This is a genomic window from Spiroplasma endosymbiont of Melanargia galathea, from assembly GCF_964031075.1.
GTDB lineage: Bacteria > Bacillota_I > Bacilli_A > Mycoplasmatales > Mycoplasmataceae > Spiroplasma_A > Spiroplasma_A apis.
Genome location: NZ_OZ035000.1, coordinates 1,099,497 through 1,126,360 on the forward strand (window position 1 = coordinate 1,099,497; position 26,864 = coordinate 1,126,360).

The following is a 26,864-nucleotide window of genomic DNA, read 5'->3' on the forward strand; positions in this document are numbered from 1 at the left end:
CTATTCTCCTTTTATTAATATAAGTGCAGGATTTTCTAAATAACTTGCTATTTTAGATAAAAACCTTCCTGCATCGGCTCCATCAATAACTCTGTGGTCAGCAGTTATTGATAAGGGCATAAAGTCTCTAATTGCAATTTGATTGTTTAAGACACCGGGTGCTTTTGTTATTGTACCAATCCCTAAAATGGCAGACTCAGGGAAATTTACTATTGGTGTTGCATAATCTAAACCAACCGCTCCGAAATTCGTAATTGTAAATGTTGCACCTGACATTTCTTTGCTACTTAGTTTTTTAGTTCTAGCTTTAACAGCTAAATCATTTATTTTAACAGCAATCTGCAAAACACTCAGTTTATCTGCACCCTTTATAACAGGGACCATTAAACCATCAGGGGTGTCGCAAGCCATACCAATATTTATTTGATTAGCATATTTGATTGCTTTTTGTTCTTGATCAATTCTGACATTTAAATTAGGCATTTCTTTCAAAGCCATTGCTGTAGCTTTTATAACAAAAGCTAAATAAGTTAATTTAATATTCAAAGAATCAGCGTAGTCTTTAATTTGTTTTCTCAAAATCACTAAATCAGTTACATCTACATTTCTAAGACCTGTAAAACCAGCCACCTGAGCATGGGCTGTTTCCATTGCCTTAACAGTTGCTTTTCTGATTGGATTTCACGGTTTTGATTCAAAAGATAATGGATCATTGAATTCAGGCACATCTATTGTAGGATTTGAATAATCAATATTAGATTTTTTAGTTGGGGCTTCACCAACATTAACTGATTGTGTTTGTTCAACTAAAGGTTTTACTACAAAATTTTCAATATCTGATGCTAGTATTCTTCCGTTTGGACCCGTACCAATTACATTATTTATGTCAATTCCTTTTGCGGCAGCCATCTTTATAGCCAATGGTGAAGCTTTGATTATTGACATATGATTTTTAATAAATGTTTATTAGATTTCATTTATTTTCTCCTTTTTTCTTAATACCCGTATGGAATATTACAATTTCTAGAATTGGAAGTTTAAAGCTTCTTCCATTTTTAAAATGATTTTATTTGGTACTGGTTGGTGATATCCTTCACCAGAATCAAAAGGTATTATTATATCGTACCCTGTACAACGCATAAGTGGTGCTTTTAAATATTCAAAACATTCTTCTGCCACAGTTGCAATAATTTCTGATGATACTGAGAAAGAACGTATTGCCTCATGAACAACTACCAATCTTCCTGTTTTTTTCACAGACTCTATAACCATTTCTTTATCTCAAGGTTGAATACTTCTTAAGTCTATCAATTCGATTGTAACATCTGGATTTTTAGCTTCCAGTTCTGCAATAGCTTTTTGACAATCAACAGTTTGAGCACCATATGTGACAACTGTTAAATCATTTCCTTCTTGAATCTTGAAGGCTTCGCCAATAGGTACAGTGTAATAATCTTCTGGTACCTCTTGTTTAAATGCTCTATATAATTTAGTTGGTTCAAAAACTATAACAGGATCTGGTGATTCGATAGCTGCTAATATCAAACCTTTTGTGTCATATGGGGTTGATGGACAAACAACTTTAATTCCAGGAACATGAGCATAAACAGCTTCCATAGCTTCTGAGTGTAACTCAAGCGCTCTAATTCCTCCCCCCATCGGCATTCTGATAACAACTGGTGCTGGATATTTACCTCTAGTTCTGTTTCTCATTCTACCAAGATGACCAAATATGTTCTGTAAAGACATTCATCCAAGACCTTCAAATTGAAGCTCAACGACTGGTTTCAAACCATTTAATGCCATTCCAATAGCAACTCCAACAAACATACATTCACTTATAGGAGCATCAAAACATCTATCTTCACCGAATTTTTTTTGCAATCCTTCAGTTGATCTAAAGACTCCACCTTCAAATCCAACATCTTCTCCGTAAACCACGACTTCTGGTCATTTATTCATAGCAGTTTCCAATGCATCTGAAACCGCTTTTACATTATTTAATACTTTCATTAGTGGTGTCCTCCTTTAGGTTTAGGAAATTTTTCAAAGAAACTTTTAGCTTCATTATATTGTTTCACCAAGTCTGGTGTTTTTTCTTTATATACAAAATCAAATACATCCTCTAAATTGTACTCTTTGTTAGCCTCGGCTCAGTCAAACTCAGATCTGATAAATTCATCTTGTTCTTGATTAAGAGCCTCTTCTTTTGTATCATCTCAAACTTTTTTACTAATTAAGTAGGCTTTCATTCTAACTAGAGGACATCTTTTTTGGGCAGCCTCGAACTCATCTTTTGGTCTATATATATCTGGATTGTCAGAAGAAGAATGAGCACCAAGTCTATAAGTATCGCATTCGATAAAAACTGGTCCTTTACCTTCACGAACATACTCAACAGCTTCTTTTACAACACCATAAACAGCTAAAAAGTCATTACCATCCACTTTTATAGACGGTATTCCAGTAGCAATACCTTTAACCGCAATGTTGATTGCTTTTGTTGATTTTGCATAAGGAGTAGAAATAGCTCATTTATTATTCTCACAAATAAATATTACTGGTAATTCGTGCAATTTAGCAAAGTTCATAGCCTCGTATGTTTCACCTTCACTCATTCCACCATCTCCAGTGGTAGTAACTACAACTCCTCCTGTTTTTTTATATTTCTCTGCAAATGCTATTCCTGCAGCTTGTGAGAATTGAGAACCAATAATTATATTTGGTGGTAAACAATTAACTCCCTCAGGAGATTTAGCTCCATACTCATTTCCCATTCAGTAAAGCATTATATTTCTCATGGGTACACCCATTTTCAATCATGCTGCATTATTTCTATAACCTGGTGCCAATCAATCCTTACCTTTTATTAAAGGCCAAGTATAGCCAATTTCACTTGCTTCTTGACCAGTTGAAGAAAGAAATGATAATAATCTTCCTTGTCTCTGTGCTTTATTTTGAAAATCATCTTGTCTTCTAGACAAGTTCATTAATTTATAAACTTCCACAAGTTCTTCATCACTAATTTCAGGTAACAAATCTTTATTAACGATTTTACCTGTGGCATCCATAATTTCTACTCTTTCATTTTTTATTGGGTCAAATTTCCCTAAGTATTTCATATTTTTCCTCCTATTGAATTAACAAATCAAGAATATCTTGGTTTGTAAAGTTTTCTCCGAAGATGTCTTTAATGTCAAACTCTTCTAAAACTTTTTCCAAATCTTTTGTATTATATTTTGTACCAATCAACCTTTCCTCAAGTTCCTCTGTACCAGCAAAACCCAAGAAATCCCCATATATTTTAGCGTCCTCGATCACTCCTTTTTTGACTTCTAGAAGAACCTCAACTGTGCCTTTTCCTTCAAATCTATTTTTATTACGATATGAAAATGTCTCGTTTTTGGAGAAAGTTCAATCTGGGTTGCAATATTTCTTTTTGAAAATCTCTTCGATAGCAGCAAGATCATCTTTGGTAAGGATTATTTCTGTCACATCATCAGTTTTTTTATAAGTTTCGATTAGTCTATTCATAAACTCATCTATCTCGATCTTGTTTTCTACCTCTTGGTTAACATTAGTAACCCTTGCTGCAATAGATTCAATATTTTTAGATAAAATTTTACTTCTATCGACAGTTAGATATTTGGTAAGTTTGTCTAAATTTGCGTTAAACAAAATAGTTCCATGTTGTAGAAAACGCTCTTTATGCTTTCACATTGCATTCCCTGATATTTTTTTACCTTTTATAACGATATCGTTTCTTCCTGAGAATTCTGCTGCTGCTCCCATTTCGTTCAAAGTTGATATTACTGGTTTTAACATTTCAGAGAAAAGAGAAACAGCTTTATTATCTTTATCAGTGTAGATAATACTAAAATTTAAATTTCCTAAGTCGTGAAATACTGTACCACCACCGGTGTTCCTTCTAATTATCGTTACACCATCATTTTGTGCCTTTTGCAAGTTTATCTCCCATGCTGAGTTTTGATTTCTACCGACAACAATGGTATTATCATTCTGTCAAAGAAATAAAATGGGTTGATCATACTTTTCTGCCATTGTAAGATATTCTTCAATCGCTAGATTATACCTTGGGTCAACACAAGTCGTTTTATAAATATACACAATAAGCTCCTATCTATTATTCATACAGATAAATTATATTCTATAAAATAAAATATATGTGTGATATTAGTGAGATTTCTATTTAATGAAATTTTTTTTCAAAAAATTTCCAGTAAAGTATTTACAAAATTATGACTAGAGGGAAAGTATTATGAAATTACAACACTTAAATAAAAAAAGATTGATATTAGTTGATTTAGACGGTACGGTTTTAAAAAGCAATGGTGAAGAAATACACGAAAAAACTCTTAATGTTTTAGCAAAAGCAAAAGAGGATGGGCATAAGGTCTGTATAATCACCGGAAGACCACATAGAGCAAGTATCAAATTTTACAAAGCACTGGGATTAAATACTCTATTAACGAATTTCGACGGAGCTCATATCCACGACCCGTATAAAAGACAGTTTAAAAGAATAGTATTACCTATAAGTGAGGAAATAATAAAGAGTATTATCAACATGCCAATAGTTATGAAGGGTACTTCAAATATTCTTATAGAGTCTTACGATAAAGCAATTGTCAAAGAAAAAAATGAATTTGTTGAAAAGTTTTTTCATTTAGATGATGAAGATGAAGATGAAGAATACTTAATTTCAGATCCTTATGATAAATGAGATGGTCCAGCAACGAATGTAGTTTTATTCTTAAAAGATAACAAATATAAAGATGAGTTATTACGCCAGCTAAGTATGTACAAGAATACAATCAAAATACAGTCTGGTAATGCATACGGTAATTTAAGTAAAGTATCAATGACGATGATTACACTAACTAACAAGTTAGCTAACAAAGGGTTTGTTTCAGAAATATTAGCACAATATTACAATACTGACATAAGAGATGTAATTGCTTTTGGAGATCAGATGAACGACTACGAAATGATTAAAAAAGTAGGTTACGGGGTAGCAATGAAAAACGGTTCTGATGATTTAAAGAATGTAGCAGACGGAATAACAACACTAACAAATGATGAAGGTGGTGTTGGAGATTATTTAGATAAATTGCTAAGAGGTGAAGAAGTGTAAACTGAATGAGTTTTTTAATTATTACGGTTTACTATTATTACGGAGGAAGAAAATGAAACTACAAGATAAAGAATATAAACTTAGTACAGGGGTTACAAAAAAACTTTCTGAATTAACTGGTGAAAAAGGTTTAATAATGTTTTGTTACCCGAAAGCTTTTACTGGATATTGTACTTTAGAGGTCCAAGAATACGAAAAAAGAAAAAGTGAATTTACCGAGCTCGGATATAATATCGTCGGGGTTAGTGGAGATGATTACAAAGAGCAAGATAAATTTTCTTGTGAATATGAAATAACTTACCCGCTGATTGCAGATATTGATAAAGAACTAATTAAAGAAATAGGTGCTTACGAAAAAGACGTCAATCCTTTCGACACACGCAGAAACACTTATGTCTTAAAAAATAATCTCGAGTTAGTTAAAGAATTTCTAGATGTAAATCACTTAACACACGTAGATGAAGTTTTAAAATTTATTAAATAATAAAAAGACAGACTGCGGTCTGCCTTTTTATTATTTATTTTTCGTTTGCGAATAAAAGATCTTCTAGCAAATCTAAATAATCATTCATGGCTGCTAAAAAAGGTATATACGTGTCTAATTGCTCAAAATTGACCCCGCAGTCATTCAAAATTGACATTGGTTCCTTATGCCCACCTGATTTTAAGAAGTTTAGAATACCTTCTTTATCCCCTTTTTTGTAATCTGTATAAAGTTTATAACTTGCTACAATATCTAGAGCATATTTATGAACATAGAAAGGTGAGTGGAAGAAATGTGAAATAAACGGTCAATTGTAAACATTTCGATCTTTGTTATCGAAAAAGTCATAACCAAACTTATCTTCTTTCTCTTTGAATAAATTCATCAAAGTCTCGGTTGTTACAGGTTCAGAGTTCTCAATTAACCTATGAGCCGAGTATTCAAAATCAGCAAATTGTATTTGTCTGAAAAAAGTCGCAATCAAGTCTGTTATTCTCTGTTGAAGTAGATAAATCTTATCTTCCTTAGTTTCTGTGTTTTCAAAGAGATAATCAAATAATAAGTGCTCATTAAATGTAGAAGCGACTTCAGCAAGAATAATTGGATAGTCTGTATTCGGGTATTGTTGATACCTATCTGCAAAGATCGTATGCACTGAGTGACCTAATTCATGAGCTAATGTAAACACTGAGTTGATTTTATCATCTCAATTCATTAATATAATCGGTTCTAGTCCATTGCCACCAGAAGAGTACGCTCCATCCATTTTATTCAAACTCTCAAAGTAATCTATTTTTGAGTCTTGAGAAGCAATGGATAGATAATTTAAATACTCTTCTCCCAAACCTTTTAATGATTCTTTTACGATCTCTAAGCCTTCATCAACATTAAAAGTTTTATTATAACCACTAACCAAGTTTAAGTCTTTATCTGTTGTAAAAAACTTATCCAGCTTAAAACTTTTTTTCAATAGTCGTAAGTACCTTGTAAAAATATTTATGTTAGCTTCTCCTACTTCGATTAATTTTAAATACGTCTTTTCTCTAATATTATCGTGAAAGAGATTCATTTCCAAGACTGATTTAAACTTACGTACTTTAACATCTTCGAACTGTTTTTGTAAAATAGATTCATATATTTTTGCAAAAGAGTGCTTATTATCAATTATATTTTTAAAATATAATTCTCATGCTTTTTGTCGAACATCTTGATCATTAGGAATAGAGTTTTGTAGGATATCGTAGTAAAGGGTTGTAGTTAAAACCTTATCTCTTCCATCGTGATTTATACTTATTTCTTGTTTATCAGCATATGCTAAAACATCGTAGAGATTAGCTACAGCTTCCCTACTTCTAGAAACTTTACTTAAAAGCTCTTCCTTACTTTTTTCTAAAATATGACCTTGATTTCTGAAAAACTCTTTAAAGTTGAACAAGTAGTGCTCTTTTTTATTTTTGATGATTCATTTATTTATTAAATCTTCGCCTAAAGATAAAAGTTCATTTTTTATAAAACTTGTGTTTATATTGTAATAATTCAAAGCATTGTTATATAGACTGCTTAGTTCTTGTAGTTCACTATTTGTAGAATCTACATTTATCAAATTAATATAATAACCTAATTTAGAGTTAAGTTTGTCAACTTTTTCATCAAGTTCTAAATAAAGTAAAAAGTTTTTTTCTTCATTTAACTTACCTTTAAGGCTAGATAATTCATCCACATATTTTTTAAGTAGGACTGAGTCTTCTTTTCATTTATTATGATTTTCGTATATGCCACTAAAATCTCATTTGTGCTTACTCTGTGCTTCATTCCTATTCATTTTAAACCCCTCTTAAAAAAACACCTTCTGGTGTTTTGTTTTTATTTATTTAATAATTCAAACATTGCTCTAGTCATAGGAGCTCTACCACGTCTGTTTATGTCCGCAGTTGCTGCTATATCTAAATGTATATAAGCTTTTTTTTCAGCAAATGAATTTAAGAAAGCTGCCGCAGTTGATGAACCTGCTTCGCGTCCTGGTTCTGAGTTTGCTAAATCAGCTACTTTTGAACATTTCATTGCTTTTAAATGTTCGCAAATCAGCGGTTGTCTTCATATAGATTCTTGCGCTACTTTTGAAGCATTCTCAAACTCTGAGTAAAATTCATCATTTGTAGAAAATGCACCAGTAAATCATCTACCAAGTGCTACTGCGATTGCACCAGTTAATGTAGCAACAGTTATAATTTTCTCTGCTTTCTCGTTTCTTATTGCATAAGTAATTCCATCTGCAAGAACCAGTCTTCCTTCTGCATCAGTATTAGTGATTTCAACAGTTTGCCCATTCATTGAAGTTATAACTGATTCGGTTAGAGTTGCTTTCCCCCCGATTCTGTTGTCAGTTAACAATCCAATTGAAACCACATTACATTTTGCTTTAGCCTTAGCCAATGCCATTACAGTTGATGACACTATCGCGGCTCCTGACATATCAAATTTCATGTTTTCTAAGAAGTTAGATGGTTTTAGGTTGTATCCACCACTATCAAAAGTGATACCTTTACCTACTAATGCAGTTCTGGTTTTTGAAGGATCTCCAACATATTCTAATACTACCAATCTTGGTTCCACTGAACTTCCTGCATTTACTCCTAAAAATAGACCCATACCTTGTTGTTCTATTTCTTCTTTATCAAGAACAGTTATTTTTATACCTTCTATTTCTTTTGCTTTGTTTACAATTCGATTTGCGATTTCAATAGAAGTACCAATATTAGGTGGTAAATCTTGTAGGTCTCTAGCAAAGTTCAAGTACTCTAGTTTGATTTGAGATTTATCAAAAATATCGCCATACTTAGCTGAGTCGAATTTCAAATCATAATTTTTGCTATTTGTTTTTTCAGATTTGAAATCTATTTGTTCATGAGCAGCAAACATTATTGTTTCTACAACAGTTTGAAAAGCTTCTTCCTTAACTTCAAACATTTCTAAAAAAGATTCAACGTCAACATTCATATTATATTTGTTAGAAGAAATGAATGCTTCTAAATGCTTTCTTAAAGATGATTTACAATTTCCTTTACCAATGAATAAATATATTGTTTTCTCTTCTGATATTAGAGTACCAACACCAGCCTCTTTAACTATAAGCTCATTCTTTGTATTATTTTCATTGCAAGCTTTTAATGTAACTGCAAAATTATTTTGATTATTTGTTACCATATTCTTTTCTCCTTCTTTAATCATAAATTTATAATAGCATTTTTATACTCTTTTTTTCAGTTATATTATTAATTAACCGATAAAAAAAGTATTTGTACATAATTTATTTCGACATTTACCGTATATGTAAAGATCTAAATATGGAATGTCTTTTTTAAATGTGAGGTAAGTTCTTTTTACTCCATGACCAAAATCACATCTCATCTTCTTATTAGCTAGACTTTTATTAACATTTGTGAACTTTGAGCGAAACACATAAATATAATAAGTCTCTTTTTTTAAACGTTCATTTATATCATTGACTTCTTCAAGAATTAAAAATTTTAAATTATTAATGTCTGGTTCCTTTGTTAAGATTCTTGAAGCTAACTTGTTTCTTGTTCTTATGTTATAAATATGTTTTCTAAGTCGATTAAAAATATCTTTTGACTCTCCTACATATGTTAAGACTACATTTTCTTTTTTCATAGAATATATCAAATAAACCCCTGCTGTTTTTTCTTTGTTTATTAATACTTCTTTATGGTCATATATTATTCTAGTTTTAGATAGTTCACTAACTACATTGTTTACATATGACACACTAGCATTTTTATATTTAGAGTTGCTAGATACTTTAATTTTTCAAATAGCCTTGAACTCTTTTTGAACTTTTAAATCTTTCATATTAACATAATATCACTCCGCTCAAAACATTTCGGTTTAACTTTATAATAGTAGGCGTTTCTAAGTTTTAGCAAGCGTAAGCTCATTTTCGAAAAGGAAAGACATTATTGTATAAAAAAATGTTTTACATTTGTAAAACATTTAAACTTTATTCTATAATTGAAACTACTGTTCCGGCTCCAATTGTTCTTCCACCTTCACGGATTGAGAATTTAGTTCCTTGCTCAACAGCGATTGGTTTAATTAATTCAACTATTAGTTCAACATTATCACCTGGCATAACCATATCGATTCCTGCAGGTAATTGTACTTCACCAGTTACGTCTGTAGTACGGAAGTAGAATTGCGGACGATATTTGTTGAAGAATGGCTTGTGACGTCCACCTTCTTCTTGTGTAAGTGCATATACTGAAGCATTCAACTTAGTATGTGGTTTGATTGTTCCTGGTTTTGCAAGAACTTGTCCACGTTCGATATTACTTCTATCAACACCTCTTAGTAATGCTCCAACATTATCACCAGCTTCAGCGAAGTCTAATAATTTTCTAAACATTTCTAATCCAGTAACAACAACTTTTTTACTTGTTTCTACTAATCCTACAATCTCAACTTCTTCGTTAACTTTGATGATTCCTCTTTCAACTCTACCAGTTGCAACAGTACCACGACCAGTAATTGTGAACACATCTTCAACAGGCATTAAGAATGTTTTTTCAGTATCACGAGCAGGTGTAGGAATAAATGAGTCAACAGCATCCATTAGTTCTTCTACTTTAGCTACTCATTTTTCGTCTCCGTTTAATGCTCCCAATGCAGACCCTCTAATAACAGGGGCTCCATCTCCATCAAAATCATAAGCAGATAATAATTCTCTTACTTCCATTTCAACTAGGTCGATCATTTCTTCATCATCAACCATGTCACATTTATTTAAGAAAACAACGATTGCTGGAACACCAACTTGTCTTGAAAGTAAGATGTGTTCTCTAGTTTGAGGCATTGGTCCATCAGTTGCCGCAACAACTAATATTCCTCCATCCATTTGGGCTGCACCTGTAATCATGTTTTTAACATAATCGGCGTGTCCTGGACAGTCTACGTGAGCGTAGTGTCTTTTGTCTGTTTTATACTCAACGTGTGAAGTATTAATTGTAATACCACGTTCTCTTTCTTCGGGAGCATTATCGATATTTGCGTAATCTTTAAATTCTGCTCCTCCTTTTGAAGCTAATACTTTAGTAATAGCAGCTGTTAGTGTAGTTTTACCGTGGTCAACGTGTCCTATTGTCCCAATATTAACGTGGGGTAAACTACGGTCAAATGATTCTTTTGCCATATTTTCATTCCTTTCATTTTGGCTTTATAATAAAAAGTCATAAATAATTTTAATTGATTTTATACAAAATACAATAGTTTTATATTTGATAAATATAATAGAGAAGTTTACTTCCCATTTTTCTTAATAATTTCCTCAGCAATATTTTTTGGGGCTTCGTTATAGTGACTAAACATCATAGTATAATTTCCACGCCCTTGGGTGAATGATCTCAACTCTGTTGCATAACCAAACATTTCTGACAATGGTACTTTTGCTTTTACAGTTTGAGCATTTCCTCTTTGTTCTGAACCCTCAATTAAACCACGTTTTGAAGAAATATTCCCCATAACGTCTCCATAATATTCATCAGGCACAGTTACTTCAACTGACATGATTGGTTCTAATAAAACTGGGTTAGTTTTTTTAGCAGCTTCCTTCAAAGCAAGTGATGAAGCTATTTTATAAGCCATCTCGTTAGAGTCGACGTCATGGTAAGATCCATCAACGATAGTAGCTTTTACATCTATCATAGGGAAACCAGCAATTACACCATTCTGTAATGCGTTTTCTAGACCAACTCTAGCGGCGTTAATATATTCTTTTGAGATTTTACCCCCAACGATTTTATCAACTCATTCAAAACCTTTGTCATGATTAGGTTCAAACTCTATAACTACGTGACCATATTGACCACGTCCACCAGATTGTTTAACATATTTACCTTCAACTCTAGCAGACTGACGTATTGTTTCACGATAAGAAACTTGTGGTGCTCCAACATTAGTATCTACTTTGAATTCACGTTTCAATCTATCAACGATGATGTCTAGGTGTAATTCACCCATACCCGCGATAATTGTTTGTCCTGTTTCTTCATCTGTATAAGTTCTAAAAGTTGGGTCTTCTTCAGACAACTTGTTTAATGATATACCTAATTTTTCTTGGTCAGCTTTTGTTTTTGGTTCTAACGCTAAGTGAATAACAGGTTCTGGGAAAATCATTGATTCCAATATTATTGGATTTTTCTCATCTGTTAGAGTATCACCTGTTGTAGTATCTTTTAATCCAACAGCTGCAGCAATATCCCCAGCATATACTTGTTCGATTTCTTCTCTATTGTTGGCGTGCATTTTCAATAAACGACCAACTCTTTCTTTTTTATCCTTTGTAGCATTTAAAACATAACTACCTTTTGAAAGTACACCTGAATATACTCTAAAGAAAGTTAACTTACCAACAAAAGGATCAGTCATGATTTTGAAAGCAAGTGCAGAGAATGGTTCATCATCATCTGGATGTCTAAATGATTCAGAACCATCTCCAAGTGTACCTTTGATTGAAGGAACATCTAATGGTGATGGTAAATAATCAACAACTGCGTCAAGCAGTAATTTAACACCTTTATTTTTAAATGCAGACCCAGCAAGCACTGGGAAAAACTCAGCAGATATTACACCTTTTCTTATTGCTGATTTTAATTCAGGAATGGTTATTTCCTCACCATCAAGGAACTTAACCATCAATTCTTCATCATATTCAACAGCAGCCTCTATTAAGTTTGCTCTTAATTCCTCTGCAGACTCTTTTAAGTCACTAGGAATTTCAATTTCTTTAGCGATTTCGTCAGCTGCACCGTCAAAGGTTCACGCCTTCATTTCAACTAAATCAATGATTCCTGAGAATTGATCTTCAGCCCCAATTGGTAATTGAATGGGAGAAGCTTTTGCTCCTAATCTTTCGCCAATTGTTTTAACTGAGTAAAGAAAGTCAGCTCCTGTTTTATCCATTTTGTTAACAAAAACAATTCTTGGTACTTTGTAAGTTGTTGCTTGTCTTCAAACTGTTTCTGTTTGGGGTTCAACCCCACTTTGACCATCTAAAACTGCTACTGCTCCATCAAGGACTCTCAAAGATCTTTCAACTTCAACCGTGAAGTCAACGTGTCCCGGAGTATCAATAATGTTAAAGCGGTGATCTGCTCAAAAAGCAGTTGTAGCAGCAGAAGTAATTGTTATTCCACGTTCTTGTTCTTGAGCCATTCAATCCATTTGTGATTCACCTTCATGTGTTTCACCAATTTTATGAATTTTACCTGTGTGAAATAAGATACGTTCTGTTGTTGTGGTTTTACCGGCGTCTATATGGGCCATAATTCCAAAATTACGAGTCCTATCTAGACTAAATTCTCTTGGCATATTTATTCTCTCCTTTTATTCTATTATCAGCGATAATGTGCAAATGCTTTGTTAGCTTCCGCCATTTTGTGAGTATCCTCACGTTTTTTTACTGATCCACCAACTCCGTTGGATGCATCAATAATTTCATTAGCTAATCTATCTATCATTTCTTTTTCATTTCTTAATCTTGAATAATTAATTAATCATCTTAATGCTAATGTAACTTTTCTTTCAGAAGAAACTTCAATAGGAACTTGATAGTTTGCTCCCCCAATACGACGAACTTTTAATTCTAAATGAGGTTTTATATTTTCTATAGCTTTATTAAATACTTCAATGTGTTTGTTTTTTCTTTAATAATTTCGAATGCTTTATATAGAATGTGTTGTGCAGTCCCACGTTTACCATCCAACATGATTTTATTAACTGCCTTAGTAACTAATTTTGAATTATAAACTGGATCAGGAAGAACATCCCTTTTTTCAGCTTGATGTTTACGCATAAATTCACTCCTTTCTTATTTAATTAATGTTAATTAATCGATTTATTTTTTAGCTTTTGGTTTTTTTGTACCATATAAAGAACGAGATTGCATTCTACCATTAACACCGGTTGTATCAAGTGTACCACGAATTATATGGTAACGAACCCCCGGTAAGTCTTTTACTCTACCACCACGTATTAAAACAACACTGTGTTCTTGTAAATTGTGACCTTCACCAGGTATATAAGCGGTAACTTCCATACCGTTTGTTAATCTTACCCTAGCATATTTACGTAGGGCTGAGTTAGGTTTTTTAGGTGTCATTGTAGCAACCCTTGTACAAACACCTCTTTTTTGAGGCGATGAGATTCTAGTTACTTTTTTAAGAAGTGTATTAATACCTCTATTTAAAGCTGGTGCCTTAGTTTTAAAAGTTTTAGGTTTTCTGGGTTTTCTAACTAATTGATTAATTGTTGCCATTTAGTTTCCTCCTTTCCACAATACCGAGTGTATTGTTAACACACAAAATATATTATATATTAAAATTGTTGAGAATGAATAAAAAGTTAATTATATAAATTTATATTTGGTATTAAGTTAGTGTACTGTGTATTTGTCATCATACCTTCGTTAAGAGGGTATTGAAGTAATAAATCTAAAAGAAAATAAAATAGGTAATATGTGTTCATATAATCCATAAATAACTCTATTCTTTTTTGAGATAGGTCATCAGTATTATGTATTGATAGTTCTTTGTAGGTTTTGTTGTATCTTAAATTAAATTCTAAAATATTCTCAACAACTTTCGAAAAAGCTCCATGAGAGTCCAGATTAGTTATATGTATGATGTGATCGTTTAGGTTTTTGAAAAGATTTTTCTCGTCTTTTTTTAGATCTAGTTTTTCATATTTTTCTGATAATTCATTGGATTTAAAACCAACTGCTTGAACAGCGGTTGCAAACACAACATCAACTCCCGCCTTATCCTTTATAATGCTTGTGCCTAACTTTTCATTTTTTAGATTCGTATCAATCGATAATAATACAATTACAGCATTTTGTAATATCGAAAGAAAATGATTAATTATTATTAATTGTTCTGAATTCTCATTGATTGTTTTCCAATCATTTAAAGTTTTATCTAATCCAATACCAAACTGTTCGATATCCGCTCGTTTGGAAAAGGTTTGTAGGCTTTCAAAGCTCTCAAGTATATTTTTAGGTACTAGAAAATCGTTTCTAACATTCTCTCGAAAGTTTTGATAAACTGTGTTTACACGATTAATAATAATTTGTTCATACTTAATTTGGTGTATTTCTTTCATTTTTATCTCTTTTCTATACTTTATATATTACTATAAATTCATATTATAATGAATTACAAAGAGGTGTTAAAAATGGTGTGAGGTGAATCAAACTCAATAAATTTTTTAAACTGAGCGGATTATTGTAGAAACAATGTAATGAAAAGCAAGAATATAGCAAGTAGCGGTGGTGAAAACTTTAAAACTCGAAGAAACTCTGCGGAGTATCTAGCAGCTAAAGAGCAAATCCTTGGTATCATTAGAAATAACAGAACGATCAGTGTTCAAAATTTATATTATGCGATGCCTACAACATTAGTTGCTAATCCAACAACAAAATATATCATATTACAGTTATACTTTGAAGATAATTTGCAAATACAAGGTCAAACTAAATCTAATAGCGACCATGAGACTGATTATGTATTAACTTTTGTAAAGAATGCTTTGCCTAAACAAAACACTATACAGCCTAGAAATGCACCACAAAAGAAACAATCCAATATTGAAGATCTTCTAGATAATAACTGAATGGCCAATGGTAGAAAGTTAGAGTTCGATAAAAAAGAAACTTTAGATAAAAGTAAGTTAAATATTAGCCTAAAAAATGACTCTGTCAAACCAACAAATGTACCACCTGTCAAACCAACAATAGACATTAGAGACTACATGAAAAAAGAGGAAAAGATAGCACCGATAGTTAATACTGATAAACCAAAAAGAAATTTAGAAATAGAAAATAAAAATCTTAAGTACATAAATATTTCAATCCCAAAAGAGGAAAAGATAATTGAATCTAAGGAATCGACTGCTACTATTGATTTAACTTATAAACCAGAACCAATAATCTCGGTTCAAGAAGTAGAAGAAAAAGCTTTTTATGGACTTAGTGCTTATGAACTCTATTATTTAGAAAACTTTATGAGGGATGCTGCTAGATTTTACAAAGAACAAAAAGCGAGAATCAAGATAATGGTTGAGGTTTTGCGTGCAAAAGCAGATGTGATTTACTTAAAAAATAAAAGTTATCCTAATGGGTTTTGGACATTTCTTTTATATTGTTCATTTATAATAATTATCCCTATATTTATATATTTAGGTATTAATTCCAATAAAGTACGAAAAAAGGCAATCAAAGATTATAATAGAAATCTTAAAAAAGCGGGGTTTGAGCAAATAAAGAAAGAGCTAAAAGACAAGCACCCTAAAATTGTTTTCTTTTCATAGAAAAATAGAAGCTAAAAGCTTCTATTTTTCTACATTTCTTGTTTTTTTCACTTACTTTTTAATAATTTTAGCTCGCTACTTATGTTTTTTAATTCATTTTTTTTGATTTTCATATCAAGTTTTGCACCTTTGATGGTTTCTTTACACTTTTGTATTTCAATTTCTTGAGCTACTCTTTTTTCTTTGATATGAGCTATCTTGTCTTTGTATTCTTCTTTAGTCATATAATTCTCCTCGGTTTTTAAATATAGTATTAATTCTAAATGTTTTTAATTAATAGTCAAGTGCTTATATTTTTAGTCCTTCAGGTTTTTAAAATAATTTTGAAGTTTGAAAATGCTTTTTTTGTCCAAGTCTTTGCATTCAAATCAAACTTGGGGTGCTTTTACATTTAATATAAAAGCACTTGCTATTTTTTTATCAGTACAATATTCGAACATCTTCTTTTCGAGAAATAACTGTGCACTATATCTTTCATTGTAATTTGTTCTACTAGTTTTAATTCCTATTATAAAGAAAGAGTTTCCATTATCCAGAACTAGATCAATTGTTCCTAAATAATTCATATCTTCGCCGAAGTAACACATTATTGGACTTCAATAAATTCTTTTAATATTGTGCTTGTAAATAAAATTATTGATTTCTGTAATATATCTTTTGGCAAGATTTAAATGTGTTGTAACATTACAATTAGTTGTGACAAGTTTAACTTTTGGTGCAATCCTTTGTAAAATACTAGCTTCAATAATTTCTTTTATACATTGATTTTGATTAATTGAAGAATCTACAATTGAAGTATTTTTTATCGGGAAGTATGGAAAAACTTTATTCAATGCTTCATTAATTTCACTTAAGCAAACAACATCATTGATGATGTGAGTGCTTAAGTTTTTTTCAACATAAGAATCGCTATTTATTTCTCTAATCAAAATGTATTTGTTGCTTGCATCTAATGCAATTAAATCTGATATATCATTTATCATTATAAGTTCCTTTAAAAAATACAATCGAAAGTAAGTTAATTTATTTTCGATTGTATTGATGTTTTTTTAACAACGTGCTTAACATAGAGTTTGAAGAAGTGCTCTCTAAAACGTTAACTGTTCTAGATATAGATTCTAATTTGTTCACAATTCTTGAAACTTCGCTTTTAATACTCTCCATGCTTTCGTTGTTAGATAATGTTGGGAGTGTTGATTCCAAACGCTTCATTCTTTTTTCTAACTCAGTGAACTTCATGTTATTTATTGATGATATTTCTGAGGTTTTCTTTTCAAGATCTTTCACTAATAAATTACCTTGATTTATTACAATCTCTTGTAAGTTTTTTATTTCTTGATTCAAATTATGTTCCATTTGGCTTAAGTTTTCAAACTCCTTGGTAACTTTACTTAAGTCGTACGCAGAGCTGTGATCGACATCTTTTTGTAAGTTGCTTAAAGTTGTCTCGTTGCTTAAAGATAAATCGTTGTAGACATCTTTCTCGCTACTTACTAAATCATTTTCAGTAGTATTGAGTTCATCAATATCCATATTTATAGCATAAGCTTTTCTCGCTTGAAGAAGTTTATTCATATCGGCTAAGTCTTCTTGTCTCTCTAAGATATTATCGTTTGAAGCTGTATTTGGAACCTCATCAGGTTTCCCCACAGTTTCTAACTTCACATTATTAAGTTCTCTTAATTTATCAGAAGCAAACTCTTTTTTGTCTTCTTCTTGATAATTTAAATCATTAAGTTGGTTTGATTGCATAACAAATGGTGTTTTTGATATACTATTCAATCTTTTCTTTTCTTTATTCAGTGAGTTTTCAGCAAGTGTAAAAATAAGGTCAGGTTGTTTAAAATTAAAATCTTTATAAACATCTTTTATTTTGTTAGTTTTTACATCTTGAATCTCAGTCAGACCTCATAAATCCTCATCGCTGTTTTGATTAAATTCTTCAATCTGTTCGTCCGAAACTGACTGAATTGCTTGTGCTTCTTCAGATTCTTCTAATTTGGAATCTTCGTTTTTATCTAAGATATCGTCCAAATCAAACATTTGTGATTGTTTTTCAAAAGACTTAGTTACAAGATCTCTTATTTCATCTTCTTCTAATTTCTTATCTACACCTGACGAAGTAATTTTGGTTTTATTACGTCCATATTTTTGCTCCGCATTGTTTAAAGATAAACTTTTATTTGAAATTTCATTCAATGAGACTTCTTGTTTTTCATCCTCAAACGCGTTAGGTTCATATTGGATTATTTCAGATGACGACTCGTTTTCTTTTTCAATAAAAGCGATTTGTAAATCTTCTGAACTTACTCTGCTACTTTTTTCAAAATCTATTTCATGATTTAAATAATCTATTAAATAACTTTCTGGTAAATTTAGTTTCTTAGCTAACATATTTAAGTTTGCTGCACGATAATTAAATTTTGAAATAAACCTTTCCTTTTTAGAACTTGATTCTGAAGAGTCTAATGACTCAATCTCGGCTCTAAATTTTTCTAGTTGATCTTTATATAATTTTCATTTGAAGTATGCTTTTTCTCGTTTTGCTTTAGATGTTTGCATAGATTTATTGTCGTTTGGCAACGCAGAACTATCATTTGTTTTTGCTTTTTCATTTTGTTCTTGAGCCTTTTTTGTTTCTTCAAGATATTTTCGACTCTTTTGTTCCACGTTGCCTGTTAACTTTCCCTCTCTATTTACCTCTTTTTCAAATTTTTTCTCTTCATGATATAGAGAAATTAAGCTTCGCTCTTCAGCGTAATTGTTTAATGCCTCAGAATCAAACATTGTTGCTTCTAGAATAAACCAAGATAGCAGGAATATTCCTGATGCTATTAAAACAACAGCTTGACCATATAAAATTCCCACAACTGCAAATATTACAAGTGCAGACTTAATATAAGGTTTAGATATTTTTTGTTTTTTTCTAAGTCTAACAAACTCAGCAATTGCAATTGCAAATAAATAAATTGATACTGCAATCATAATCCCAAATATTAATCACATCTTTCATTGAACCAGACCATCAGCTGCTCCGCTTCCGTTTTGTAGTGATACAAGTCCACCTGGGGTTGGTACTCACGGGTTCACCAAGTTACCATTAGTTCCTTCTTTTAAACTAAAAAATGGTAGTGAAAATGGTGAAGATGATAATCAATTGAAAAATTTATATAAAAAAGTTTGGTTAGTAATGTCTGCTTGTGTAAGCCACAACGACGAAGTAAGACCAAGAGCTGCATAACCTGCCAGTGCGAGACTTGCAAGCATCACTAATGATCATGATAATATAATAAGTAACATAAACATGCTATTTCCTCCTTAATCATTGAGATCCTTTCAATTACCAGGAACTGAAATGAGATTGTTATTTAATGGTTTGGTTGTATCATTGCTGTCAATCATTAAGCCATCTTTTCTTTGTTGATAAAGGTCATTTCGTTTTCTATTTTGAAATTGAACGAAAGTGCTTTCTGGGTCTACAAGAAATGCTGGGTTGAAAGTAGTATTAGCAAATTTCTCGACTCTTGCCAATTCTTCATCTCTTTCTTTGAAGATGTTTTCTTCTCTTTTCCTTTGCAAATTCTTATCAACATTTATCCTTAGTGCGGGATTTAATAAATCTACTTTAGTTTTTGCCGTATTAAAGTTTCTTGTGTTATTAGTTTCTTCTTTAGACAAATTAACACTATTTGTAATATATCTATTTCCACTATCTGCATCAATTGTTTTTATTTGATGTTGTGAACTTAAACCAGAATTTGTAGCGAATCCGATTTGGGGTTTATCCAAATTGAATTTTTTATCTATATTAACAAACTTGTCCGCGAACGAGTTGTTGTTCTGTTCAGGTAACTCATATTTGATTGGTGCAATAACCCTTGAGCTTAGTTCACTTAAAGACGATGACTGATCAATAGGTTTGTTCTCTCTTAAGAAAAGAGTTTGAGGTGTACGAGAAGATAGATAACCATCAACTCTAATAATATCTTCATAAGATTCTGATTCACTCACTATCTTTTTAAGAAAGGCTTCAGGAATGTTTAATAAGAACTTAAGAGATTTAACCCCACCAAATATTACTTGAATAAAATTAATTGTATTTGTAAGTTGTTTAACACTTGAAGGTTTAAAATTATTCAAAACTATTGGTATATTAATCTCTTCAATCTCATATGCTTCAAAAGCTTCGCTAAATTCTGATCAAATAAAACTTATAGGATTATCGATATCGAAATCTTCTAACAACACTGATGACTCAGAAGCTTGCTTGCCGTATTCAGTTGTTGATAAGAATAACGAAGTTCTTTCTCATAAAGTTCTTTTATCGTCCAAGTCCAAGAAAGGCAAGGCACTGATTATTTTTTTTACTAAATAAAGATAAGGCAAACTATAAATGAATACATCTTTTAAATCAATTATTATATGATTGGTTCTTTTTATCAACTCAACATAGGGTGCATTATCTTCACTTAACATTAAAAAACAATTTCCAGATAAGCTATTTTTCCTCAAGTCTTCTTTGAAAGAAGCAAATGACAATTGTTTAGGAAAGCTTTGCTTTGGTGTTGTTAGTGTTTCATATTCGTTTAATCCAAAGTCTCATTCATCGCTTAAGAGAGTTGTATCAAACTCTAAAGGCTTATTAGAAACCTTAGTATCTGATGTTGTTTTTTTTCTATTTTTTGAAAACTCATAATCATTTTCTATATCATTTGAGATCATATTACTTTCATCAGATGAATTAAATAAGCTTCAATCTTCTTTTGTAGTTTCAAAGAAATCATTGTTATTTTTTATTTCTTCAAATCTTTCTTCTGTTTCAATTGGTAAGTTTCCTAAACTGTTTTGTATATCATTCGTAAACGATATATTGTTTACAAAGTTTTCAGTAGTTCCTTCAACATTTTTATTGAAGTCATTTTGAAAGTCGTTGGTATTGTCAACTGAATAATCAGTATAGTCTAACCCAAAAGGCGGCGCACTCAATCTGGTATTTTTAACAAAAGAGTTTTTTATGAAGGACGGTGCTAACTCGTCATCTTGAGACAAACCCATTTGTGCTCCTAACTGCACAAATCTTAGTTGCTCTTTTTCTTGTCGAATTTTTTCTTTTTCTTCTTCTTCTCTTTTTTTTCTCATTCTTTCAAACGGATTTACATACATACTATCGCCCCCCCTTCAAATACACTAGTAATTATATCACAAAAAAACTCAAAATGTTCATAAGAGTGTTGCAATGGAATATAGAGTTTGGTATTATATATTCCATCTTTTTTTCTCGTTCGTGATAATATTCACCAATCTAGAGGGCGGATTATTCAGATTCCCTATAAAAAAACATTTATTTTTTCCTAGGAAAGTGAATAGTTCGGATTTCTCAGAAAGTGGATTTTGTCCGGATACATTAACACTGGTTGAGTAAATTGGTCCTACATTATCTATAATCGTTTTTATATCTTTTCTTTTTACAACTCTAATGGCAATTGTTGACTGCTTGTCTTTTAAGCTCTTTGCTATTACTGTTGTTGGGTAGTCTGAAATTAGAAAGTTTTGAACATCATCATTCATTTCAATAAGTTTAGATGCTTGTTTTAAGTTTGAGACTAATATTATTAAAGGTTTTGTCAAGTCACTTTGTTTTAGTTCATTTATTTTTTGAGCATTGTCTGCATTAACAATCGAACTTAAACCATAGATTGTATCGGTTGGTAATATTATTATTTCATTTTTTTTTAATAAATTGATTGCCTGATTAATTTTGAATCTATTTAAAAATTTCATTAGTGCTCCTTATAATCAAATAAATTATATCATAGCGTTATGTTTCTTTTCGCTTACCTGTTCTTCACAAAAAAAATTCGCTCAATTAAAAAATAACTCTTCATGTTTTTTAAACTATGAAGAGTTATTTTTAAAATTTTTTTGATCATCTGTATTTGATTGGTCAATTATAAATTCTTTTTTATTTGTTTTTATTATCTTAGTAATTAATATTATGTAAGTAAAAAATATAAAAGTAGTTGATATAACAACTTGTGAAATAAATTGATTTCCTGGCAGTCAAAGGTAATTAATATGACTCTTTATTTGTTTGCTATCGTATAAAAATGAATCTCCAAAAATATTTCTGAACGCTTCTAAAGTTTCTTTTTGTTGACTATTGTCATTAATTTGACTTGTTAGATCGGTGTTTCAAAAATCTACTAGCAAATTTAGTTTATATACAGAGTACGCATTAACAACAACTACCAATATGATTTCAATAAACAAGATTGAGAATTGTGATATGAAAAAAAGTTTATTTATCTTCCATCCCTTAATATAAAAGATTATGAATATACACATAGTTGCCATTAAAAACGAAGTCGTAATAATTGGTAAGACAGCAACCATAAAAAATGAGCTACCCGTGTTAGAAACTAAATTATTAAAGCTATCAAACGATTTAAAACTTTTCACTAGTGACGGTAATATATATGTTCAATTCAAAAGTGATAATATTTCTCCATTGGTAACTGATAAGCTTATTATGTAAATAAGTTGAGGTATAAAAACAAGAAACGAAGCAATTATTAGTCACAATGAAATATTTCTATTATTGTTAATTGTAAGTTTATTTAACAAGTTAACTAACTTACTTTGTCCAACACCAGTTTTTCTTGTCGATAGATATTGTACTAAGTTTTCTGTTTTTTTAGACTCATTCGAATTCATAACATTGTTGCTGAATAAAGATAAGAATATTATTATAACCATTACCTTAAATAAATTAAATCATCAAGTAGAGATTGTTGTGGTTCATTGATACTTTTTACCATTACCATCTCCAAAACTTGCGGTAAATGTGTTAAATAAATCTTTTAAATCACTATGTATCGAGTCAAGGTTTTTACTTTTTGCTATAAATATAAAAAGATCATAAAAACAAGAATAATAATATTCTGCAACAGAGAATGCAAAGACAGAAAGAATAATAAAGAGCATCAAAATACCAAAATATGAAGCTTTAACATGAAGGTTCATTCTTTTGTTTAAAACTATGAATGGCATCAAAAACAACAACAAAATCGAAAATAATAACAATGCAAATCCTGTTCACAGAAAAGTTTTCATTAAGTTCTCTGAGGGAGTTACATCATCACCAAAATATTTTATTATAATTTGGTAATTTTCAAAATACTCTAAAAGATTTTTGTTCGAATAAAAAATTCCGATAAATGTGAATGAAGGAACCGATATAAGCATGAATACACAACAAGCAAAAAAAGATTTTTTAAATAAGTTTTTTTTACTCAAATTTCTTGTTGATATAAAATTATCCTTCATATTTTCACCTACTTACTAATAACAAAATATCTTCAGTTATTAAAATAATCTTTTTTAAAATCTATTTTATATTTTACTACTTTATGTTTAAATAACTTTTCAATTTCGTTTTTTTGTTGAAAACCAAACTCAGATATTATTATTAGATTTTTATTTATTTTATATAAATTATCAAGAAGGTCAAACAACTTTTGATAAAAGTGCAAACCATCATTTACAGCAAAAAGGGCTAGATGCGGTTCAAATTTACTCACTGAATGCGCAACGTTTACATCACCTTTTTTTATATATGGTGGATTCATCAAAATAATATCTGGGGTTAATTGAAGTTCAAATATGAAATCTAAAAAATCGTTGTGTATTAGATTTGCCTCAATATTTAAAATTTCGGAGTTGTATTTTGCTACCTCAAGTGCACTCGATGATATATCTGATAATCAAAGTTCAATATTTCGAAACTTCTTTTTTAGACTTAACCCGATACAACCACTACCACAACAAACGTCTATGACTAAATTACCACTTTTAGTAAAATTAAGGGCCTCCTCAACAAGCATCTCAGTTTCTACCCTTGGTATTAGCACTCTACCATCTACGTAGAATTCACTTTCATAAAAATATTTCTTTTTAGTTATATATTCTAGTGGAATACCTTGTTTAAATTGATTTATGTATTCAAAAAAAAGATCTAACTTTTTATTCTCAATAGTATTATTTATTGAGAAATCATTTGCAGATCATTTATTTAAGACCATTAATATCTCTTTAATCACCTTAAAATCAATATTCGATAATTGTTCCGAACTTAATAGATCTTTTATAACCATGAGTTAGTTTCCTTCGATGTGTTTTTCAATCAATTCTTTTTGTTCGTTATTTATTAATTCTGTAATAATCTCTTCCAAGTTTCCTTCCATCACTTGATCTAGCTTATTAAGTGTTAAATTAATTCTATGATCAGTTACTCTATTTTGTGCATAATTATATGTTCTAATTTTCTCACTTCTCGCTCCTGTACCAACGGCGTTTTTTCTCATATTAGCTGCCTCTGATTGTTGTTTCTCTAACTCTGCTTCATAAATTTTTGATCTTAGCATTGTCATTGCAATATCCTTGTTATCATGCTGGCTTCTTCCATCTTGTGAAGATGCAACAACACCAGTCGGAATATGAGTAATTCGTACCGCTGAGTCAGTAGTATTAATGTGTTGTCCACCAGCTCCACTTGCTCTAAATGTATCAATTCTTAGATCACTTGCTTTTATTTGAACTTCTACGTCACTCATTTCTGGAAGAACCGCAACTGTGGCTGTCGATGTTTGAATTCTACCCTTAGATTCTGTTTTGGGAACTCTTTGAACTCTGTGACTTCCGGACTCAAATTTCATTTTGGAATAAGCACCAGCACCTTTTAAAAGAAAAGAAATTTGTGTAAATCCCCCTGCTGTTGATTCACTTTTTTCTAAAATATCTATTTTTCAATTACTTTTTTCAGCTAGCTTTGTATACATTCTAAATAAATCACCTGCGAAGATGTTTGCCTCATCTCCACCTGCTGCACCCCTAATCTCAAAAATTACATTTTTGTCATCATTAGGGTCCTTTGGTAATAACAGTAGTTCAATTTCTTCTTCTAACTTCTTAGTGTTATGTTGAGATTCGTCTAATTGAGCTTTTGCTAATTCTCTCATCTCCGGATCTTTTTCATTATCTAAAATACTTTTTGCTTCTTGAAGATCAGACACTACTTTTTTATACTCCATGTATTTTTGAACGGGCTGTTCTAAATTAGAGCGTTCTTTATTTAACTCAGTTAACAACCTGATGTCCCTTAAGTTTTCTTCTTTTTGAAGTTCGTTATCAATAGTTTTTACACGTTCTTCCATGATATCTAAAGCTTCAATTGTTTTTTTGTTCATTTTAAATTCTCCTATTTTGGTTCTATGTAACAGTGTCGGCATCTAGCCTCATACCTCTCTTGTGCCGAAATCAACACAATCGGTTCGTTAGCTTTGGCTGGTTCTCCATTAATAATTCTTTGAGTTCGGTTCGCATTACCACCACAAGAGTGACAAATAGAGGTTAACTTATCAACATATTCAGCTTGCACTAATAGGCGATCAACATTTTGAAATGGATTATTTTTAAAATCTTTATCCAAACCATTAGCAATAACTATTATACCTTTATCAGCCAATCGTGACAAAACTTCGACTATGTTTCTATCTAAAAATTGTATTTCATCCACCCCAACTATATCTACATTCTTTTTAGCGCTCTCCTCAAGAAAAATCTTTTCCAACTCTTCACTGCTTGTTACCTTAAATGATTCAATACTAAGTCCCGAGTGCGAAAACACATCTTCCTTAGAATATCGATTATCAATATCAGGTTTAAAAACTAGCACATTTTGTTGAGCATATTGATATCTGCGAAGTCTTCTTATGAATTCCTCTGTTTTACCAGCGAACATACACCCAGTGATTAATTCTATTCATCCTCTTTTTGACTTAAGATTGATTCTATAATCCATTTTGTTTCTCCAATTCTTAATTGACTTTAAAATTATATGTTATTATTTATAAGTTTTTTTAAATCTTCTATCAAAAGTTTCAACTCTTTAAGTGAAGTGAGTTTACAACCAGATGCTAATTTATGTCCACCACCGTTATATTTTATAGCAACACTATTTATATCAAAGTTTCTACTTCTTAATGATACTTTTAACTCACCCAATTTGTTTTTATAAACAAGAAACCAAATATCAATTTCTTTAATTCCTGACATTGTTGACAAAGCTAGTTTCATTTTTTCTTCTCTAATACTGCTTTTTCTTAGATCCTTATCTTTTATGACTATATAACTTATCGGATAATCTTTTACTTGTTTTGCTTTAAGAAACATTTTATTCAATCATTTAACAACAACTAAGTTTTTAAGATATAAATCATCATAAATTTTTGTTATATCAATATCTTCTTGCAATAAGTTGCTTGCAACTTCGAAAGTTTCAGCAGAAGTGTTTCTGTATAAAAACCTTCCTGAGTCTGTAATTAGACCAAAATAAAGAAATTCAGCCGCTGTTTTTGAAACTTTTAGTTTATTAAAGTAGGCTCATTGTGAAATAACTTGCGTGCAAGATATTGCTTTATCGTCAACTAACTTGTCTTCTGTGAAATTATCTGACTCTAAATGATGATCTATTTTAAAAATCTCTTTTACATCGTTTTTGTGTTGATAATCAATTCTATCGAAGTTTGCAACATCGACAGTGATTAAAAGAGAGTTATTTAAATTTATTTCATCTATTGTAAACTCATCTTCAAAGTTAGCAGCTTCGTTCAATTTCGCTCCAACAACATAAACGCTCTTATCAGGAAAATTATCTTGTATTATATGCTTCAATCCCAATGCACTTCCTTGGGCATCCCAATCAGGAGAGATATGTTTTGCAATTATTATAGTATCAAATGTTTTTATTTTTTTTATTAAGTTGTTAGACTGTGTTTCGGTAATCAT

24 protein-coding genes and 1 pseudogene are annotated in these 26,864 nt (G+C 30.9%); 3 read left to right on the plus strand and 22 right to left on the minus strand.

Annotation, left to right across the window (positions count from 1 at the left end; all coding sequences use genetic code 4):
* From AAHM92_RS04990 to lplA, 4 genes are all read right to left on the minus strand, one after another.
* Complete coding sequence (locus AAHM92_RS04990) at window positions 1–945, minus strand: dihydrolipoamide acetyltransferase family protein (protein ID WP_500222366.1); 945 nt, start codon at window positions 943–945, stop codon at window positions 1–3.
* A gap of 78 nt (window positions 946–1,023) precedes the next feature.
* The gene (locus AAHM92_RS04995) at window positions 1,024–2,013 is read right to left on the minus strand and encodes an alpha-ketoacid dehydrogenase subunit beta (protein ID WP_023790211.1); all 990 of its coding nucleotides are present in this window, start codon (window positions 2,011–2,013) and stop codon (window positions 1,024–1,026) included.
* Window positions 2,013–3,122, minus strand: coding sequence for a pyruvate dehydrogenase (acetyl-transferring) E1 component subunit alpha (pdhA, locus tag AAHM92_RS05000; protein WP_500222367.1), 1,110 nt, complete (start codon window positions 3,120–3,122; stop codon window positions 2,013–2,015). Before pdhA ends, AAHM92_RS04995 begins: the two co-directional genes overlap by 1 nt.
* Window positions 3,123–3,132: 10 nt before the next feature.
* Window positions 3,133–4,128, minus strand: a complete 996-nt coding sequence (gene lplA, locus AAHM92_RS05005; RefSeq protein WP_500222369.1) for a lipoate--protein ligase — start codon at window positions 4,126–4,128, stop codon at window positions 3,133–3,135.
* 151 nt (window positions 4,129–4,279) lie between these two features.
* Between lplA and AAHM92_RS05010 the strand changes: the two genes are divergently transcribed.
* Window positions 4,280–5,155 carry a Cof-type HAD-IIB family hydrolase gene (locus tag AAHM92_RS05010; protein WP_023790217.1) on the plus strand — a complete coding sequence of 292 codons (876 nt, stop codon included), beginning with the start codon at window positions 4,280–4,282 and terminating at the stop codon, window positions 5,153–5,155.
* Between the two features lie 52 nt (window positions 5,156–5,207).
* A complete protein-coding gene (locus AAHM92_RS05015; protein WP_500222370.1) occupies window positions 5,208–5,639 on the plus strand; it encodes a peroxiredoxin in 432 nt (143 codons plus the stop codon).
* Window positions 5,640–5,673: 34 nt separating this feature from the next.
* Here the strand turns inward: AAHM92_RS05015 and pepF are convergent, their stop codons facing one another.
* From pepF to AAHM92_RS05055, 8 genes and pseudogenes are all read right to left on the minus strand, one after another.
* The gene (gene pepF / locus AAHM92_RS05020) at window positions 5,674–7,461 is read right to left on the minus strand and encodes an oligoendopeptidase F (protein WP_500222371.1); all 1,788 of its coding nucleotides are present in this window, start codon (window positions 7,459–7,461) and stop codon (window positions 5,674–5,676) included.
* Between the two features lie 41 nt (window positions 7,462–7,502).
* Window positions 7,503–8,843 (minus strand): M17 family metallopeptidase, encoded by a 1,341-nt coding sequence (locus AAHM92_RS05025; RefSeq protein ID WP_500223129.1) that lies wholly within the window; start codon window positions 8,841–8,843, stop codon window positions 7,503–7,505.
* Between the two features lie 72 nt (window positions 8,844–8,915).
* The gene (locus AAHM92_RS05030; RefSeq protein ID WP_500222373.1) at window positions 8,916–9,509 is read right to left on the minus strand and encodes a GIY-YIG nuclease family protein; all 594 of its coding nucleotides are present in this window, start codon (window positions 9,507–9,509) and stop codon (window positions 8,916–8,918) included.
* A gap of 148 nt (window positions 9,510–9,657) precedes the next feature.
* Window positions 9,658–10,845, minus strand: coding sequence for an elongation factor Tu (gene tuf, locus AAHM92_RS05035; protein ID WP_023790227.1), 1,188 nt, complete (start codon window positions 10,843–10,845; stop codon window positions 9,658–9,660).
* 107 nt (window positions 10,846–10,952) lie between these two features.
* A complete protein-coding gene (fusA, locus tag AAHM92_RS05040; RefSeq protein WP_500222374.1) occupies window positions 10,953–13,022 on the minus strand; it encodes an elongation factor G in 2,070 nt (689 codons plus the stop codon).
* A 23-nt stretch (window positions 13,023–13,045) separates the two neighbouring features.
* Window positions 13,046–13,506, minus strand: a pseudogene (rpsG, locus tag AAHM92_RS05045) (30S ribosomal protein S7).
* Window positions 13,507–13,548: 42 nt separating this feature from the next.
* Window positions 13,549–13,968 (minus strand): 30S ribosomal protein S12, encoded by a 420-nt coding sequence (rpsL, locus tag AAHM92_RS05050; protein WP_023790233.1) that lies wholly within the window; start codon window positions 13,966–13,968, stop codon window positions 13,549–13,551.
* A gap of 86 nt (window positions 13,969–14,054) precedes the next feature.
* Entirely contained in the window at window positions 14,055–14,813 is a 759-nt protein-coding gene (locus AAHM92_RS05055) for a hypothetical protein (RefSeq protein WP_500222376.1), read from the minus strand.
* Between the two features lie 138 nt (window positions 14,814–14,951).
* Here AAHM92_RS05055 and AAHM92_RS05060 point away from each other — a divergent pair, with 138 nt between their 5' ends.
* The gene (locus AAHM92_RS05060) at window positions 14,952–16,019 is read left to right on the plus strand and encodes a hypothetical protein (protein ID WP_500222377.1); all 1,068 of its coding nucleotides are present in this window, start codon (window positions 14,952–14,954) and stop codon (window positions 16,017–16,019) included.
* 29 nt (window positions 16,020–16,048) lie between these two features.
* Here the strand turns inward: AAHM92_RS05060 and AAHM92_RS05065 are convergent, their stop codons facing one another.
* From AAHM92_RS05065 to AAHM92_RS05110, 10 genes are all read right to left on the minus strand, one after another.
* Window positions 16,049–16,243 carry a hypothetical protein gene (locus tag AAHM92_RS05065; protein WP_023790239.1) on the minus strand — a complete coding sequence of 65 codons (195 nt, stop codon included), beginning with the start codon at window positions 16,241–16,243 and terminating at the stop codon, window positions 16,049–16,051.
* Window positions 16,244–16,315: 72 nt separating this feature from the next.
* Complete coding sequence (locus AAHM92_RS05070) at window positions 16,316–17,002, minus strand: hypothetical protein (protein WP_500222378.1); 687 nt, start codon at window positions 17,000–17,002, stop codon at window positions 16,316–16,318.
* Window positions 17,003–17,042: 40 nt separating this feature from the next.
* Entirely contained in the window at window positions 17,043–19,325 is a 2,283-nt protein-coding gene (locus AAHM92_RS05075) for a synaptonemal complex protein 1 (protein WP_500222380.1), read from the minus strand.
* A 12-nt stretch (window positions 19,326–19,337) separates the two neighbouring features.
* Entirely contained in the window at window positions 19,338–21,182 is a 1,845-nt protein-coding gene (locus AAHM92_RS05080; protein ID WP_500222381.1) for a hypothetical protein, read from the minus strand.
* A 93-nt stretch (window positions 21,183–21,275) separates the two neighbouring features.
* Window positions 21,276–21,800, minus strand: a complete 525-nt coding sequence (locus AAHM92_RS05085; protein WP_500222383.1) for an L-threonylcarbamoyladenylate synthase — start codon at window positions 21,798–21,800, stop codon at window positions 21,276–21,278.
* 114 nt (window positions 21,801–21,914) lie between these two features.
* Window positions 21,915–23,345: a hypothetical protein gene (locus AAHM92_RS05090; RefSeq protein WP_500222384.1), complete on the minus strand. Its 1,431-nt coding sequence runs from the start codon at window positions 23,343–23,345 to the stop codon at window positions 21,915–21,917.
* 8 nt (window positions 23,346–23,353) lie between these two features.
* Window positions 23,354–24,172: a peptide chain release factor N(5)-glutamine methyltransferase gene (gene prmC / locus AAHM92_RS05095; protein ID WP_500222385.1), complete on the minus strand. Its 819-nt coding sequence runs from the start codon at window positions 24,170–24,172 to the stop codon at window positions 23,354–23,356.
* 3 nt (window positions 24,173–24,175) lie between these two features.
* Window positions 24,176–25,264, minus strand: coding sequence for a peptide chain release factor 1 (gene prfA / locus AAHM92_RS05100; protein ID WP_500222386.1), 1,089 nt, complete (start codon window positions 25,262–25,264; stop codon window positions 24,176–24,178).
* Window positions 25,265–25,275: 11 nt separating this feature from the next.
* A complete protein-coding gene (locus AAHM92_RS05105) occupies window positions 25,276–25,878 on the minus strand; it encodes a thymidine kinase (protein ID WP_500222388.1) in 603 nt (200 codons plus the stop codon).
* 32 nt (window positions 25,879–25,910) lie between these two features.
* Window positions 25,911–26,864: a DHH family phosphoesterase gene (locus AAHM92_RS05110; protein WP_500222389.1), complete on the minus strand. Its 954-nt coding sequence runs from the start codon at window positions 26,862–26,864 to the stop codon at window positions 25,911–25,913.